The organism is Gordonia otitidis NBRC 100426 (assembly GCF_000248075.1).
GTDB classification, from domain to species: Bacteria; Actinomycetota; Actinomycetes; order Mycobacteriales; family Mycobacteriaceae; genus Gordonia; species Gordonia otitidis.
This window is the reverse complement of sequence record NZ_BAFB01000202.1, coordinates 42,003-56,015: the sequence shown is the minus strand read 5'-3', so window position 1 is coordinate 56,015 and position 14,013 is coordinate 42,003. Positions and strand designations below refer to the sequence as shown.

Below are 14,013 nucleotides of genomic sequence, written 5' to 3'. Positions count from 1 at the left end.
TGTCGTCGTCGAAGTCGTCGACACCGTCGGCTTCGTCGGTGTAGTCATCGTTCAACGCATTCCCCTTTCCGTGAGACCGGCACAGTATTGCAGCGAGATTTCAGCGCCGGTCGGCGCAGGCATCGGCCCTGGTGGTGATCCTGTCCCCCCGCCTCCGCCGTAACGTCCTGGTTCAGGAGTCGGTCAGAGATTCCCAGTAGCGGCCGATCCCGACGTCGGCAGAGTCGATCGGCGGCAGCGCCGGCAGGTCGCGGGCGATGGGTTTGACGATGTCGGCCACCGCGTTGGTGACGTCAGCGTCCCATCTGTTGGCTGCTCCCAGAACCGCCATGATTCGGCTGACCGCGACGCGCGCTTGCTGCTCGTCGATGCGTGAGGCGAGGTCTTCTGTGGTGGCCGGTGCGCCAGCGGGGACGGGGCTGAACACCCACAGTGTGTGGTTCTCGGTGACGATGATGAACCCTGTGTCTTTGAGTTCGGTTTGTGCTCGATCGACCATGCCGACAATGTCGGCGTGGTCGGTTAGGTCGTCGCCAGCGAAGTACGCGCCGAGCCCGAGTGTGTGGTCGACCCATCGCGCGAAACTCGTTGCCGATTGGGTGTCGACGGGGTTCGGCATGGACAACACCAATGAGCATGTTTGGAGTGCCTGTCGCAGTGTGTCTGAGAGTTCCATGCGGTGTCCTCCTTGTGTGATGTTCTCTGTCCCATGGACGGTATGAGACTGCTATGTGAGTGCGCGGCAGCAGGAATCGGCGCACCATCCCTGTCGGCAGGTTTCTGCGGTGCGGGCTTCGGGTATCGCGGACAGCGACCTGGGCTCGGAAACACGTGTTGGCGGCCGTGGCCGCCAACACGCCCCCCCGGGTCAGGATCAGTGGTCGGTAGGTGACGGGTCGGGTTGCACGATCACGAATGGATCGGTGCTGAGCAGCATGAGTGTGCGGCCGTTGTCCCAGTCGACGCTGATCTGTGCGTCCACTCCCATCGAGCCAGCCGACCCCAGTTCGTTGACACCGGTCACTGTGCCTTCGGCGCCGACCTCCACAGGGCACATGTCGTCGGGCAGGACGCCGGTGACGCAGACCCGGTCACCAACAGCCGGCAGAGGGCTGGTGTTGGGGGTAGGCGCTAAGCCTTGCGTGTCGGCGTACGCGACCGTGTCGATGAACGGCTTCCCGTTGAGGCAGGTCAGGCACAGCTGCGCGGTGCGCGGGTTGAAGCGTCGCCCATGACACTCGGGGCACACGGTGCGCCGCACGCGTAGACGCCCCCAATGACGGTCTGTCGCACCTACCCACGCGTTGAATGCGTGCTGCCACGACGGATAGTCGGCACGGTCGTGGAGCAGCCAGCCGACGAACTCCCGCCGAATGAGGTCCGCTTCGTCCAAACCGAACGGTCGCAGGCTGGGTACCGTGCTCGCGAGTTGCTGGGTGTTGAGGCGGTGGACGCTACCAATGAGCTGATCGTTGTTCATGGTGTCAGCTTCCGCGTTGGTGCAGATGCGGTGCGGCATTCGCGGCTACGCCCCGCCAGCACCGGACAGCCCGCTCGCTACAGTCGGCGGTCACGCGGAAATGTTTCTGCCACACTGCATGTGCAGCAGTAGTTCGACATACACATTGTGAGAGAGTCTTTGATGATGGAGACGACTATGGCGTGGCAGGACTTGGCGCTTTGCGCGGAAGTGGGGGGTGACATGTTCTTCCCCGAGACCAACCAGTCAACTCGAGCGCAGAAGGCGGTGTGCGAGGGCTGCCCGGTGCGGGCCGAATGTCTGCAGTGGGCGTTGGTCAACGATGAGCGGTTCGGCGTATGGGGTGGACTGTCGGCTACCGAACGGCGGCGGCTGTCACGTCAGCCGGATGCTGCTGCGGCGGCGTAAGGGGTTAGTGCGCGTGCTCCACACGCCACGTCGGATGGCATCGGCTCACTCGGCGTGAGCCGTCGAACCGCACCCCGAGGTAGTGGTCGGGGAAGGACACGACAGTCCCCAGTTTCCCGTCGACGCTGACCCGGTCGCCGCGGCGGTAGTCCACACGGTACCGAGTTCGCACTGCTGCAGCGCTCACGCCGACCGCTCATCGCGCTGCGGGGCAGCGAAGTACGGCCAGTCGTCGAAGACGTCTGCATCGTCGGCGACGTCGACGTCAACATCGTCGTCATCGAACAACTGCACCGCCGAGCCGCGGCCACTCTTGCTGTAGGGCAGTCCCCGTCGCGTGAAGAACTCCGCGCCGTCGGGCACTTCGGCGAAGTCGATCCAGTCGGGGATCTCCGTGAACAGATCACTGATGGCGATTGGCGTACGTGTGTTCGGCATGGTTTCGATTCTTCTCTCTCTGGTTACCGGCGACAGCTGGTGGAGTGTTGTGATCTTGGTGCCGCGCTACCCTGTCGCGGACAGCGATCCTCCGCCGTCGTCGGGATGCGATACCGCTGGACGAGGTCACGGCTGGGGCCGCAGATACTGCACTCGCAGTTCCTCTTCGTCGACGATGTAGACCGCTGACGTGTATCCCATCGGGCTGTCACCGTCATCTTCGGCGACAGCGTCGGTGGCTGTGACTTCAAGTTTCGCGACGTCGATGGTCGTGACGATTCGGGTGGCTCCTTCGACATACCTCCCGTCGGGCAGGTCGATCAGGGGTGTCACCGACCACTGATGGTTGGCGACCGATACCGGAACCGCACCGCACCGAGTGCATACGGACGAGTCATTGTCGACGCCATGTCCGTGGGACGCGCAGTAGGCGCGTCGGCTCGCAGCAGCGGAGTCGCATTCGATCATCGCGGTGCTCATCTCTCGCACTTCGGTCTCCTACAGCGGCTATAGGTCGAGACTATTCGGCCTTTATGTGGCTGTGCGGCAGCGTGTTCCCTTCACCGTCTGCGTCAGGACGACGTCTACTGGCAAAAGAATGCGTCAGATGCGGACAGCGCGATGATCGCTCGATGCACTCACCTGATGAGGTGGCGGGCGCGCATGGCGTCGACGATTCGGTCGGCTCGTGGGAACGTCGCAAGCTGCGGTCGTCGTGTCAGTGCGGCCGACCATGTTTGTGCTGGGGTTGCGTGCTCGTCGGTGCGGCTGAGTATCCCGATGACCAGGCCACGTCGATCGATCAGCGGGCTTCCTGAATCGCCAGGAAACAGCGCCAGCTTTGCGACCACTTCGGTGTCTGTCACCGCCACAACAGGCCCGCATGTTCGGCCGGTCATGCGCCCCACCTTGCACACTGTCTGCCCTGTTGGTCCGGGCGCCCCGATCGGCGTGTCGTCGACAGGGCCGTGTGCCAGCGCGATGACTGCGTAGTCGAGGTCCTGGATGCTGGTCGCGGCGATGGTGCGGCCTATGGGGGCTGCCGCAGCGCTGGTGTAGGCCTCGCCGCCAACATAGCTGTCGCCTGCGCAATGGCCCGCAGTGATGGCGATCGGCCGTCCGCGCGGATCGTGTGCGGTGAAGCCGATGGTGCAGCCCCATTCGATCTGTGCCAGTCTCACGTCCTGCCCGGGTGTAACAGCGTGCGCCGCACCCACCCCCAACACGGACAGCATGACTACGGCGGCGACGGTGGTGAAAGTTCTTGCAGTCACGGGGAATCCTCGCGGTGGACGACGATGGACCCGCACAGCGTGGCATGCGTGTTTCACGACGCACGCCCACCGAAGGCGTCGTGGTGATGTCAGCCGCGCGTGAGGTAGTGGGCGTTGTCGCCGAGCGCGAGATCGACCTCCCGTTTGAGGGTGAGGTGGCGTAGTAGCTGCGGATCGTGGGCGAGGATCCGGCGGGCATCCTCGCGGGCCGCCAAATGGATTCGCGCATCGCCGAGTAGATCAGCAACCCGCAGTCCGGCATCGTGGCCGGACTGTTCGGTACCCGTCAACGCTCCCGCGCCACGGATCTTGAGGTCCATTTCCGCCAGGGCGAACCCGTCGTTGGTTGACGTCATGGCGGTCATTCTGGCTATCGCATCGTCGTTGCTCGAGTCAGACACCAGCCAGCAGCACCCTCGGTGACGGCCGCGACCGACTCGACCGCGGATCTGGTGAAGTTGCGCAAGCCCAAACTTGTTGGCGTTCAACACCACCATGATCGTGGCGTTAGGAACTGACACACCCACTTCGATGACGGTGGTGGCGACGAGGACGTCGATGCGTCCAGCGGTAAACTCGTCCATCACGTGCTGGCGTTCGTCGGGTTTCTGTTTGCCGTGCGCGACAGCGATCCGCAGACCGTGCAGCACTCCCCCGGCAAGTTCGTCGGCGGCTTCCGTAGCTGCTGCCGCGTCTTGGGTTTCCGATTGGTTTCCTGTCGATTCGACGCGCGAGCACACCACGAACGCTTGCCTGCCGGCGGCGATGTCGGCGCGTATTGCTTGCCATGGCGGGCTGTCGGGGTCGTCGAATGCGGCGTCTGCGATCCATTCCGTGTGGATGTCTTCGCGTCCGGCGGGCTTCTCGTCGAGGATGGTGACTGCCATGTCGCCGTAGGTGGTGATCGCTGATGTGCGTGGGATTGGGGTGGCGGTGGCCTGCAGAATGTCTGGGACGCGGCCGTCGGGCCCCTTCGCGAGTAGTTGTGCCCGTTGGTCGACGCCGAAGCGGTGCTGTTCGTCGATCATCGCTAACCCGAGGCTTGCGAACTCGACCTGTTCCGACAGGATGGAGTGAGTGCCGACGACGAGATGGGTTGTGCCGGCGGCGAGGCTTTGCAGAACGTGTCGGCGTGGTCGTGGCGGTGCCTTTGATACGAGCAAGTCGACGCGCAGATCGAGTTGTGTGAAGGCGTCGGCGATCTCGGCGAAGTGCTGTCGGGCGAGGATTTCGGTGGGTGCAAGGAGGCACACCTGGTGCTTGCCTTCGATGACGTCTAACGCGGCCGCGATCAGACAATTCGTCTTGCCGGCGCCCACGTCGCCGAGGATGAGCCTCGAACTGGGTGCTGTGTTCATGAGATCTGCACGGATCTCGGTGATAGCGCGTTGCTGGGCGCCGGTGAGCGTGTACGGCAAGGTGCTGATCCAACGGTCGACGAGCGCGCCGGTTGGTCGGTGCACGATTCCGGGGTTGGCTGCTTGCTTATTGCGGATCACCCCGAGCGCCAGCTGCAGGCGTAGGAGTTCGTCGTAGGCCAGGCGGGCGCGGCCGGCGACCGCATGCTCAGCGGAGTCAGGAATGTGGACGGCGCGCAGCGCATCGAGCCTGCTCATCACTCTGCGGCGGGTGATGAGTTCCGTGGGGATGGGGTCGTCGAGGGATGGCAGACGTTGCAACGCCGCGATGGTCGCTGTTCGTAGCATGGTGGTGGTCAGTTCGCTGTCCCGTTTTCCGGTGGCCGCGTCGCGGATAGTCGATTGCGGATACACGGGCACGAGAATGGAGGACGCTTCCTCTAGTCGCTCGATGATGGGGGTTCTCATCTGCGGAACGCCCTGATACTCCGACACTTTCCCCTGCACGACAACAAGATCACGATCACGGAACCGTTTCGCCATCCACAGGGCGTTGAAGAATGTGCAGGTGATGCGGGCTGGTCCATCGGCGACTCGGATCCGGACGATGCGTTTGCTTCGATCGGTGGTGATGCCGATGACAACCCCTGTGAACGCTGCGTCGGTGCCGGGGGTGAGGCGCGCGAGGGGTGTCAGCGATGACCGGTCGATGTAAGTGCGCGGGATTCGCATGAGCAACTCGTACAGGTCACGCACTCCGGCTTGCTCGAGGCGGCTGATGGTGTGTGGGGGCACCGTCCCGGCGAGCTCGGCGATGGGCACACCACGAAGTGAGTCGAGGTTTCCGTCAAACACAATGGGCTGGCCGGTTGTGTCACTGAGGATTTCGCGACTCGTACGAAGCTGGGTTCCGTCGGGAACCGTGATGGTGTCGCTGCGGTCATCTTGATCATCGGTCGGCCATGATGCAGTGCCCGGCTCCGGCTGGCGTGGCGCGGCCGGCGGTGGCGGGATACGGGCGAAATCGACGCCACACGATTCTGCGGCGCGGCGGTGGGTGTGCACATCGGTGATGACCTGCTGCAGCAACGGTTCGGTCCAGTCGCCAACGGATCTGTCGATCGCGCTGCTGAGGGCGCGCGACGTCGTGCCTGAGCGGACGAGGAGACGTGCGGCGTGCAGTAAGTACGCGCGCTGCACTCGCGATACCGACTGCATCCTGTCACCTCCATGTCTGATCGGACGAGTAGTCGTTTCCCGAGTTGGTCGGGCAGGTTGAGGGTAGTGATCGCGGCGAAATGGTGGCGTCACCGTCAGCCTGCGGCTGCCGACCGCGCGCCTGTCTGCGTATGGTCTGGCTGCGTGGTCGTTTCGGCGAGGTCAGCCCACACTCGAGGACGTAGCCCACGGGCGTCTGCTGTTGGTGGTCTGCCAGTCGACGCCGTCCCGAGAAGCCGTTCGGGATGTTGTGTCGCGAACCCGGAGAGCGAGTCGGTGCGTATCTCGACGATGCGCTCGAACTTGCCGTGCTTGTCCACCGACACGGGCCGCTCACCGGCTGACGCCAGCGCGGTGGCCAGCGGGTCGGGCCCGCGCCGGGTTGCCATAACCAGGAGCACCGGCTCGGTGGGGTCGACGTCGTAGCGACGGCATACTTGCGCGATCCTGGTTCCCGGCTTCGGAAGGTAGTGGCCGTACACACGCAGCTCGTTCATAGCTGCCAACACTAGGAATCGAGTTTCATCACCGCGGCCGTCGCGGCGGCAACCTGCAGCGCCAACCGGCGGCGGGGGTTGTCGGCGTCGGGGTGGACAGTCTGGCTTCGGTTGTCGTCGTTAATGGTCTTCGCTGACAAACACCGCAGGTAGCGTTGCCGGCACACAATGAATCGAAGCCGAACAAAACCACAGGTGGTGGTCACCTCATGTGCATTGGATCTTACGAGCCCGGTGGGCCAAGGCGATGCTCCTATCATGCGCGGAAACGTCGCGATGACACTGCAGCGCATTGTGATGCCGCTCAGCGGCGGGTTACGGCGCTGACCTCGAAACTTGAGGATGCGTCGCGTCAGGTCGATGACGTCTACCGGGAAGCGGGCGTGACCCGCAACCCGTTTCACGAGATCACCGGCTCCGACGAGCGTTTCGCCGGCCTGTCAGATGAGCAGCGGCACCGTGTGCAGCAAGCCGAAACGCTACGAGAAGAGGTCGCGTCGAAAGTTGCTGCGGCCGGGGCGACGTTGCATCGGCGGGAAGCTGCCGCCGACAAGGCGCGCGACGAGTACTTCACTACCCGGGAAGGGGTAGGAGTGCTCGCGGCTGACATGGATCGTCTTGCACTGCTGCATGCGCAAGAGACTGATACCGACAAACGCAGCGAGCTCGCCGTCGAGTTGCGCTCAACGATGCGGAAGCTGGCCGACAGTGAGCAAGCCATGCTCAATGAGCAGAGGCGCATCGAGCAGCGGTGGGGTCTTCGGCAACGCCCACAGGTTCGCGGCGCACGCCTTGGTGTCGGGGATGCTGGTGAGCAAGGTAATGCTGCCGCCCTGGTAGCCGCTGGCCGATGCATGTCGGGGAGCTACACGAACACCTTTCGGCCCGATCCTGATGCGCAGGCGACGCCGGACAGCGTGCCGGACGGTGACGCGCGGCTGCGGTGCTCGCGGATGGAGTTGGTGCGCACCACGCCCAGCGGTGATCGTCTGTCGCTCACGATTCCGGTGGAGTTGTCGAGCGGTGATGAGCGTGGCGGGCCGAGTGTCGCGCAGGCGCTCAATCATGCTGTGTCGATGGCAGAGTCCTACGATGCGGACTACTCGAGTTGGGCGCAAGCCCACCACTATGAGACAGACCCGAAGGCTCCGTGGTGTGGGTCCCGAAGCTACAGCGAGGGACGCGCTGCGTGGGAGACGGCGCAGCGTGTCCGTGAGGGTGTCGTCAAGTTCCTTGCACCGAGTGACTATTCGATGATTCGACGTCAGCTGCGGGAGACTTCGGAGACTGTCGACGCTTCGGTGTGAATGCTCTGACCGATGCGCGGTCACTGTTGGGGTTGTGTGCCATCGATCCCCGGACAGGTACTGCGGGCCGACGTTTGGCAGCCGTCACGGGTTTCGGCTGCCAAAGCGGTGTTGTGATCAGGGGCGTTCGGAGAGAATCTGTTTGGCGTAGTCAATCCACGCATCGGTCGACGCCCCGGGACGGTCCGGAAGGTCGTGTACTGTCTCGCACCGCATGACCATGACTGCTCTGAGCTGACGCACGTAGAAGTCGGAAGAGCCGCAACCTCGAACTGCGTGCACGCTCCGGCTGGGGCTGAGTTGCTCGCGTTCTACGCTGCTGATCAGGCCGCGCGCCGCATCCTTGGCGAACGCGGTGGCCTCGTCGTTGGTGGTGTCGATTGCTGTGCTCATACGTCCACTATCGGTGAGGGCACCGACAGTGTGCGGCGACCGACTCATCAGCGTGGGTGGTTGACTGCTCCCGTCGAGATCACGGGCTGTGCTGTTGCCGGCGGGTGCGGACAACGTGCCCAACTGGTGCTGCCCGCCACAAAGGTCGGGGCCTCGTGGCGGGTAACGCTTCGTTGAATGTGGGCGTGCTGGCGCTGTCGCCAGCATCGTCGTCGCTAGTGTCGACTCTTGATCGTGACGCCGTACTCCCGCAGCATGTCTAACGCTATTTCCAGCGCCTGTTGGAGTGCTTCGATTTCGGAGTCGTTGGAGTCGCCTTCTGCCGCGCGGTCGGCGGCGTCGACGGCGGCCTGCAGTTCCGTGATATCCATCGTGATGCCTTTCATCTGTTGCGTTGGGGGAAGGTGTGTGGGGCTGGCTGTCGCCAGGGTTCAGGCACCGTCGGGTTTGGTGAGGGTGAACTCCCAGTCTCGGGGGAAGTCCTGCGCATCGTGCATGTTGGTGAGTAGTCGCAGGTCGCTGTAGAGCGACGAGTCATCTAGTCCCCCAATGAAGACGTCCTCGGCGAGGTGGGAAAGGTCCTCTCCGCCAGTCTCGTAGAGCCGGACGCTGCTACTCGGAAACCATCCGTTGTCCCATTCGTTGCAGTCACCGAACTCGATGCGGTGAACCTTGGCCATGAGTGGTGTTCCGTCGTCGTCGGTCTTGTCGTCGTCGCGCCACTGCCCGACCTCTTCTGCGATGTCGGTCATCACGGCGTCCCAGACTCGGCGTCTGACCTCGTTGAGTTCGTCGCTGGTTGGCTTGAGGGTGTAGTCCAGTTCCAGGACCATTGCGTGCAGTTCGTCGTAGGTTCCGTAGATGCGTGTGAGGCACGTTCCGTCCTGTTCACGCACCACGATGCAGTGCTTGTCGTTCTCGGTCTCGACGGAAAGCGTTGCGGGCATAGCTGTTTGTCCCTGCCTGTCGGATGGTTGGGGGTGGTGGCAGTGGGGTGCGGATTAGGCGGGTCGGGTCAGGGTGAGCGTCCAGCTGGGCGTGAAGTCGCCACCCACGTCGCGGAGGTCGTTGTACTGGTCGTCGCCGAAGTATTCGTCGCCCGCGAACCCGTCGATCGCCTGGTTGTCGGCGTTGAACGCTGTCACCGTTTGCGGGTACCAGCCGCGTTCGTCGCGGCCGTCGCATACGAGGTCGAACCCGGTGACCTGTGCACGGTCGAAGTGGTCGCCGTCGCTGGTCGCTCGTGCTATGAGAATGTCGAGGCAGGTGTGGAACAGTTCGCCGCTCATCACTTGTTTCTCGGCGGTGCTCGGCGCATTCGCGCCGAGCAGTCGTTCAAGGTGGGCGCGCAAGGTGCGGCGGTCGGAGACGAGGATGGTGTCGTGTTGGGCTCCGCTGGCAACGATGTAGCGGGTACCGTCGGGGTTGGCTTCGATGCGCAGCGATTCGGCGGAGACGGCTGCGAGGCCGCGCGAGTGGATGAGCTTGCTGGGATGCGCCATGATGTGTCCTTCGCTCGGGTGCGTTGCATCCAAGGTCGCAAACCGTTGTTCGGGTGTGCGGCACTCTGTTTCGTACGCACTGAGCGGATTGTCGGGGTGCGGGCCTGGCGGTTGGTCTCGGTGCCGGCGGACAGGTGTTCGGGGTAGTTGTTGTGGCGGACAGCCCTCGCGGAGAAGCCCGCCGACGTCGCCGCCACGCACACTGTGGTGCGCAGGCAGCGTCGACGGGCGTGAATCGACGTGGTTCTCGGTCAGTCGTGGCAACCGGATGCGGCGCGGTCCCAGTTGATCATTCGCATCGGCGGGCGATGCTGTGATCGGCAGCCGTCGCAGGTTGGCGGGTGAAGAGACTCCGCCATGGTTGCCAGCAGCTCGGTCGCCTCAGCAATGCTCTGCTCGAGCGTGTCCCGGTCGTAGGTGTAGTCGATTTCTGCTGCCAGCCTTCCCAGTTGGTGTGAGGCGGCGGCGAAGACCTCTTCGTCGCGCACTGGTCGGCGGGAGCGCGTCGCTGTCACATGCTCGGCGAGCTGTTGCTGAAACAGATTCGCCAGCTGTGCTGGTTGGGCTGCTGCGGCGGCGATCGCGTACACGAGTGCAGTCGATGATTCATCCGTCGGGTCGACGTCTGCCGCTTGGTAGGCCAGGCGGCGGGAGTGGTCGTCGAGGTTGTGGCGTGGGCTGCGGAACACGTGGAGGGTGTAGTCGCCGTAGGTGATGGTTGCCGCCTCGGCGTGTGTGAGGCCTGCGTTGCGAATGTAGGTGACTTTTACTGTGGTGGTGTCCCGCGTGAACTCGTCGGTCATGTCGTCGCGTAGCTGCCCAGCAAGTTGGTAGCCGTGCCGGTGAAGTGCGGTGGCAATGCGATGTCGCTCGGTGGTGGCGTCCATGGTCAACCCTTCTGTGTCGGAGGCGTCCGGCGGTGGATGCCGGGCGGCGGTCTATGCGGTGACCTTGCTCGGTGATGCGGTCGCGGTGCGGCACAGCGGCACATCACCCGCTGGCAGGGCGGTGTGCAGGTGAGCTACCTGCGAACACCGGACGTCGCGGACAGCCGGGAGCCGCTTACAGGCCACCCTCAGTGGGTTTCGATGCGCCCGTACTGGTTGTGCCGCACCGGGTCTGGGGCGCCGTGAAGTGTTGACGGTGCCACCAACGAAAGGAACTGCAATGGCAATCGACATCTTCATCAGCGAGGCGACCTACGTCGATCCTCGGGCCGGGCACGACAAGTTCTATCGCGTCTACACGTTCGGACGTTCCTGGGTTGCCCAGTACGGACGCAACGAGACACTGGGCACGTTCACGAAGGTGGCCGAAGCCGCCGACGAGCAGGCTGCGACGAAGGCAGCGACCGCGAAGCTGGCGGGCAAGGTGCGCAAGGGGTACACGCCGTCACGATCGGGGCGGGTGAGCTTTGAGGGGGAGGTAACGGATGTGACTGTCCTCGACCGGCTCGCCGACCGGTTGCCGACAAATGGTGATCCGGTCCCCCACGGTGACGCGCCGCTCCTGCCCACCGCTACGGCAACCTCTCTCGACGGCGACCCGCTGCCCGACGTCACCGCAACAGTCCGTACCGTGCTGTCTGACAGTGGAATCAGCAGTGTCACGGCCCGCGCGGACGACTTGGATCCGAAGCTGCCGATGCGTCCGATGCTGGCGTCGGTTCAGCCCGACACGACAGTGCGTAATGCGATGTCGTCGCAGTACTGGGTGACGCAGTTCAAGTACGACGGCGACCGTGTTGTCGTAGAGGTTGCTGACGGCGCAATCCGTGTCCTCAACCGCCAGGGGGTGGCGAAGGTGCGCAACGTTTCCCACCATCATCTGCAACCGTTCACGGCGCTGCATTCGGGTCGTTGGGTGTTCGACGGTGAGGTTGTGGGCCGCACCCTCGTGCTGTTCGATGTGGCGGTCGCCTCCGACGGCACCTGCACCTGGGTTGGCGCGGGCACCGGGTTCAGTGCGCGGCACGCGGTGCTCGTGCATCTCGCATCGGTGCTGGGGTTGCCCGCCGTCGAGAACGCCGCGCCCCACGCCCCCGTTGTTGTCGCTCCGGTTGCTCACGATGACGCCGCCAAGCAGGAAATGCTGGATGCGGCGGTCTCCGAGCGTCGGGAAGGCATCATCCTGCGTCACCGGGCAGGCACCTACGAGCAGGGTCGCCGATCCGAGCAGCTGGTGAAGGTGAAGTTCATCAAGGATGCTGACGTGGTTGTGTCCGCGTTGTCGTCGAGCAAGCAGTCTGCGGAGCTTTCGGTGTATGACGCCGACGGCAACCTGGTGGTGGTCGGGTCGGCATCCACGATCGGCAAAGACCGTCTCAGCGGTTCGGGTGGTGTGGCCGTTGGCCAGGTGTGGCGGGTGCTTTTTCTTTACGTCACCGATCCTGAGCGTCCCCGGTTAACACAGCCACGTCTGGATGCGCTTCGCGCAGACAAGGACCCGCACGAATGCGTGCTCGCCCAGTTCGCTGACGCGGGCACAGTGAAGGCGATCTGAGCGCACGTTCCGAGGATCGAGGCGATACACCCCACACCGTCAGCAGTGTGGGGTGTATCGCTGTGCGCGCCGCACGAGTCGGTGGACAGCCGCCGGGACTGTCAGAGCTGTGCACGTACGTAGTGAGCCGGTCAGCAGGAACCGGGCTGGTGCGAGATCACGAGGAGCAACGATGGGTGCAATGGGTAACGACCAGCGTCGGGCGATCGGTGAGGGGTTACGACGAGCCGCGGACAGGAACCGCTGCCCGATGTGCGGGAGGGGTGCAGCTTTGGTGACCCACCGTATCGCTGGTCGGTATCGCTGCTACTGCCGGTGGATTGAGCGTGGGCTGTGTGCAGGTGGCCCGCTGGCCGACAGTTGGGCGGCACGGCCGCGCAAACCGAGGTGACCCGCTCAAAGCGGTTGCGGGCCGCGCCGCTATCCGCACACATGCGCGTGCTGCGCACCAACCATTCGGCGCGCAGCACGTCGTGTGACGGATCGTCAGGTGGCCCGTCGCGCAGCCTCGAGTACGAGCTCGTCGGGGCGGGCTTCGACGAGTAGATCGTTACGGTCGAGGTGCAGACCGTCGAAGTCGGAGACGTCGAGCTCGTCGACGCTGTCGTCTCCGCCGAGCTCGTGGCGCGCGAGCACCCACCAGTCGCCGAATGCGTCGATGGACGGGTTGCAGCCGTTCGCATAGACGATGGATTCGAGGGTGCCATCGGGGTTGCGCTGGCCGTGCCTAACCATGAGGTACACGCCCTGGTCCTTGGCGAGAGCGACTTGTTTGTTATCGCGGCGTGCTTCGTCGAGCATGGCGGTGACTGCTTCGCCGTCGAATCGTAGTGTCACGGATGCTCTCCTACTGGCCGTTGCTGTCGATGAGTGTGAACTGGTCGAATTGGTTGCTCGGGATCGTCTCTCCGACCGGGAACTGCTGTTCGGGGCGGTCGGGGTTGACGCGGCCGACGACCATGTTGAACCCGCCGGGCTCGGCGCGCGTGTAGCTACGCAGCGTGTAGCGTCGCCCAGCTGATTCGAGGGTGGCTCCCAGCGGGAACGGGAAACGGGGATCAGTAGTCACATGGAACTCCTTACGCAGGTATCGCTTTGTGCCCCATCATGTTTGCGGATGCTGCTGTCGTGGTGCGGCAGCACCAAACAGGCCGACCGCCGCCCCGCCCTGGGTCGAGTTGCACGCTGCGGACAGAGTGGTGTAAACAACGCCGCCGCAGGGTTGGGTCTGCGGCGGCATGTGAGCGTGGCTATGCGTAGACGAACTTGGTGTATCCGGCTGGCCGGTAGACCAGCTTGCGCACCACACCCCCCGCACCCAACGATCCTGCCGGGCACTTCTTGTGCGCTTCCCGAGCGACGGCTTCGCTGGTGTAGACGACCGCGCCAGCGGAGTCGAGGTCGAGCCCGACAACGAGCGGCTGCTCAAGAACTCGGACGCCGTAGTGCTCGCCACACACGAGCGGAAAGTCGGGCATGTCACTGACGTCGATCGCCCACACGGTGTCGCCGATGCGTGCGTGGCGAACTGGGATCTGCTCTCTGTTAGTCATATCGCCAAAGTATGTTGTCCGGAAGACGCTGCGCGGCACTGTGTTCCGCTGCGCCGTCGCGTGACCTGTGCTGACGCGCCACC

At 64.0% G+C, this 14,013-nt stretch carries 19 protein-coding genes; 3 read left to right on the top strand and 16 right to left on the bottom strand.

What is annotated here, in order from left to right:
• Nucleotides 1-172 precede the first annotated feature (172 nt).
• Together GOOTI_RS19850 and GOOTI_RS19845 are read right to left on the bottom strand one after the other, a co-directional pair.
• Nucleotides 173-676 carry a hypothetical protein gene (locus GOOTI_RS19850; RefSeq protein ID WP_007240402.1) on the bottom strand — a complete coding sequence of 168 codons (504 nt, stop codon included), beginning with the start codon at nt 674-676 and terminating at the stop codon, nt 173-175.
• Nucleotides 677-874: 198 nt separating this feature from the next.
• Nucleotides 875-1,480, bottom strand: coding sequence for a hypothetical protein (locus GOOTI_RS19845; RefSeq protein ID WP_138985324.1), 606 nt, complete (start codon nt 1,478-1,480; stop codon nt 875-877).
• Nucleotides 1,481-1,657: 177 nt separating this feature from the next.
• Here GOOTI_RS19845 and GOOTI_RS19840 point away from each other — a divergent pair, with 177 nt between their 5' ends.
• On the top strand, nt 1,658-1,888 hold the full coding sequence (locus GOOTI_RS19840) for a WhiB family transcriptional regulator (RefSeq protein ID WP_007240400.1): 231 nt from the start codon (nt 1,658-1,660) through the stop codon (nt 1,886-1,888).
• 4 nt (nt 1,889-1,892) lie between these two features.
• Here GOOTI_RS19840 and GOOTI_RS19835 read toward each other — a convergent pair whose 3' ends face one another.
• The 6 genes from GOOTI_RS19835 to GOOTI_RS19810 form a co-directional block, all read right to left on the bottom strand.
• Nucleotides 1,893-2,075: a hypothetical protein gene (locus GOOTI_RS19835; protein ID WP_007240399.1), complete on the bottom strand. Its 183-nt coding sequence runs from the start codon at nt 2,073-2,075 to the stop codon at nt 1,893-1,895.
• Nucleotides 2,072-2,326, bottom strand: a complete 255-nt coding sequence (locus GOOTI_RS19830) for a hypothetical protein (protein ID WP_007240398.1) — start codon at nt 2,324-2,326, stop codon at nt 2,072-2,074. The genes GOOTI_RS19835 and GOOTI_RS19830 overlap by 4 nt, the downstream gene beginning before the upstream one ends.
• 126 nt (nt 2,327-2,452) lie before the next feature.
• Complete coding sequence (locus GOOTI_RS19825; RefSeq protein WP_039994421.1) at nt 2,453-2,806, bottom strand: hypothetical protein; 354 nt, start codon at nt 2,804-2,806, stop codon at nt 2,453-2,455.
• 158 nt (nt 2,807-2,964) lie between these two features.
• Nucleotides 2,965-3,600 carry a trypsin-like peptidase domain-containing protein gene (locus GOOTI_RS19820; protein WP_007240396.1) on the bottom strand — a complete coding sequence of 212 codons (636 nt, stop codon included), beginning with the start codon at nt 3,598-3,600 and terminating at the stop codon, nt 2,965-2,967.
• A gap of 89 nt (nt 3,601-3,689) precedes the next feature.
• Entirely contained in the window at nt 3,690-6,176 is a 2,487-nt protein-coding gene (locus GOOTI_RS19815) for an ATP-dependent DNA helicase RecG (protein WP_007240395.1), read from the bottom strand.
• Nucleotides 6,177-6,271: 95 nt separating this feature from the next.
• Nucleotides 6,272-6,673, bottom strand: coding sequence for a hypothetical protein (locus GOOTI_RS19810; protein ID WP_039994419.1), 402 nt, complete (start codon nt 6,671-6,673; stop codon nt 6,272-6,274).
• 383 nt (nt 6,674-7,056) lie between these two features.
• Here GOOTI_RS19810 and GOOTI_RS19805 point away from each other — a divergent pair, with 383 nt between their 5' ends.
• Nucleotides 7,057-7,980: a hypothetical protein gene (locus GOOTI_RS19805; protein ID WP_007240392.1), complete on the top strand. Its 924-nt coding sequence runs from the start codon at nt 7,057-7,059 to the stop codon at nt 7,978-7,980.
• Nucleotides 7,981-8,097: 117 nt separating this feature from the next.
• Here the strand turns inward: GOOTI_RS19805 and GOOTI_RS19800 are convergent, their stop codons facing one another.
• The 5 genes from GOOTI_RS19800 to GOOTI_RS19785 all read right to left on the bottom strand — a co-directional run bounded on the left by GOOTI_RS19800 (nt 8,098) and on the right by GOOTI_RS19785 (nt 10,762).
• On the bottom strand, nt 8,098-8,373 hold the full coding sequence (locus tag GOOTI_RS19800) for a hypothetical protein (RefSeq protein WP_007240391.1): 276 nt from the start codon (nt 8,371-8,373) through the stop codon (nt 8,098-8,100).
• Between the two features lie 215 nt (nt 8,374-8,588).
• Complete coding sequence (locus GOOTI_RS26255) at nt 8,589-8,744, bottom strand: hypothetical protein (RefSeq protein WP_169315834.1); 156 nt, start codon at nt 8,742-8,744, stop codon at nt 8,589-8,591.
• 60 nt (nt 8,745-8,804) lie between these two features.
• Entirely contained in the window at nt 8,805-9,320 is a 516-nt protein-coding gene (locus GOOTI_RS19795; protein ID WP_007240389.1) for a hypothetical protein, read from the bottom strand.
• Between the two features lie 54 nt (nt 9,321-9,374).
• Nucleotides 9,375-9,875, bottom strand: coding sequence for a hypothetical protein (locus tag GOOTI_RS19790; protein WP_007240388.1), 501 nt, complete (start codon nt 9,873-9,875; stop codon nt 9,375-9,377).
• 251 nt (nt 9,876-10,126) lie between these two features.
• Nucleotides 10,127-10,762, bottom strand: a complete 636-nt coding sequence (locus GOOTI_RS19785) for a hypothetical protein (protein WP_007240387.1) — start codon at nt 10,760-10,762, stop codon at nt 10,127-10,129.
• Between the two features lie 280 nt (nt 10,763-11,042).
• Here GOOTI_RS19785 and GOOTI_RS19780 point away from each other — a divergent pair, with 280 nt between their 5' ends.
• A complete protein-coding gene (locus GOOTI_RS19780) occupies nt 11,043-12,377 on the top strand; it encodes an ATP-dependent DNA ligase (protein ID WP_007240386.1) in 1,335 nt (444 codons plus the stop codon).
• A 486-nt stretch (nt 12,378-12,863) separates the two neighbouring features.
• Here GOOTI_RS19780 and GOOTI_RS19775 read toward each other — a convergent pair whose 3' ends face one another.
• The 3 genes from GOOTI_RS19775 to GOOTI_RS19765 form a co-directional block, all read right to left on the bottom strand.
• Nucleotides 12,864-13,214 (bottom strand): DUF3085 domain-containing protein, encoded by a 351-nt coding sequence (locus GOOTI_RS19775; RefSeq protein WP_007240384.1) that lies wholly within the window; start codon nt 13,212-13,214, stop codon nt 12,864-12,866.
• A 10-nt stretch (nt 13,215-13,224) separates the two neighbouring features.
• The gene (locus GOOTI_RS19770; protein WP_007240383.1) at nt 13,225-13,446 is read right to left on the bottom strand and encodes a hypothetical protein; all 222 of its coding nucleotides are present in this window, start codon (nt 13,444-13,446) and stop codon (nt 13,225-13,227) included.
• Between the two features lie 181 nt (nt 13,447-13,627).
• Nucleotides 13,628-13,930, bottom strand: coding sequence for a hypothetical protein (locus GOOTI_RS19765; protein ID WP_007240382.1), 303 nt, complete (start codon nt 13,928-13,930; stop codon nt 13,628-13,630).
• Nucleotides 13,931-14,013 lie beyond the last annotated feature (83 nt).

Bases quoted from the DNA above. Each gene is read 5' to 3' on its own strand.
- GOOTI_RS19800 (WP_007240391.1), bottom strand. From the start codon at position 8,373: ATGAGCACAGCAATCGACACCACCAACGACGAGGCCACCGCGTTCGCC.
- GOOTI_RS19810 (WP_039994419.1), bottom strand. From the start codon at position 6,673: ATGAACGAGCTGCGTGTGTACGGCCACTACCTTCCGAAGCCGGGAACC.
- GOOTI_RS19840 (WP_007240400.1), top strand. From the start codon at position 1,658: ATGGCGTGGCAGGACTTGGCGCTTTGCGCGGAAGTGGGGGGTGACATG.
- GOOTI_RS19785 (WP_007240387.1), bottom strand. From the start codon at position 10,762: ATGGACGCCACCACCGAGCGACATCGCATTGCCACCGCACTTCACCGG.
- GOOTI_RS19780 (WP_007240386.1), top strand. From the start codon at position 11,043: ATGGCAATCGACATCTTCATCAGCGAGGCGACCTACGTCGATCCTCGG.
- GOOTI_RS19765 (WP_007240382.1), bottom strand. From the start codon at position 13,930: ATGACTAACAGAGAGCAGATCCCAGTTCGCCACGCACGCATCGGCGAC.
- GOOTI_RS19845 (WP_138985324.1), bottom strand. From the start codon at position 1,480: ATGAACAACGATCAGCTCATTGGTAGCGTCCACCGCCTCAACACCCAG.
- GOOTI_RS19850 (WP_007240402.1), bottom strand. From the start codon at position 676: ATGGAACTCTCAGACACACTGCGACAGGCACTCCAAACATGCTCATTG.
- GOOTI_RS26255 (WP_169315834.1), bottom strand. From the start codon at position 8,744: ATGGATATCACGGAACTGCAGGCCGCCGTCGACGCCGCCGACCGCGCG.
- GOOTI_RS19815 (WP_007240395.1), bottom strand. From the start codon at position 6,176: ATGCAGTCGGTATCGCGAGTGCAGCGCGCGTACTTACTGCACGCCGCA.
- GOOTI_RS19830 (WP_007240398.1), bottom strand. From the start codon at position 2,326: ATGCCGAACACACGTACGCCAATCGCCATCAGTGATCTGTTCACGGAG.
- GOOTI_RS19790 (WP_007240388.1), bottom strand. From the start codon at position 9,875: ATGGCGCATCCCAGCAAGCTCATCCACTCGCGCGGCCTCGCAGCCGTC.
- GOOTI_RS19795 (WP_007240389.1), bottom strand. From the start codon at position 9,320: ATGCCCGCAACGCTTTCCGTCGAGACCGAGAACGACAAGCACTGCATC.
- GOOTI_RS19825 (WP_039994421.1), bottom strand. From the start codon at position 2,806: ATGAGCACCGCGATGATCGAATGCGACTCCGCTGCTGCGAGCCGACGC.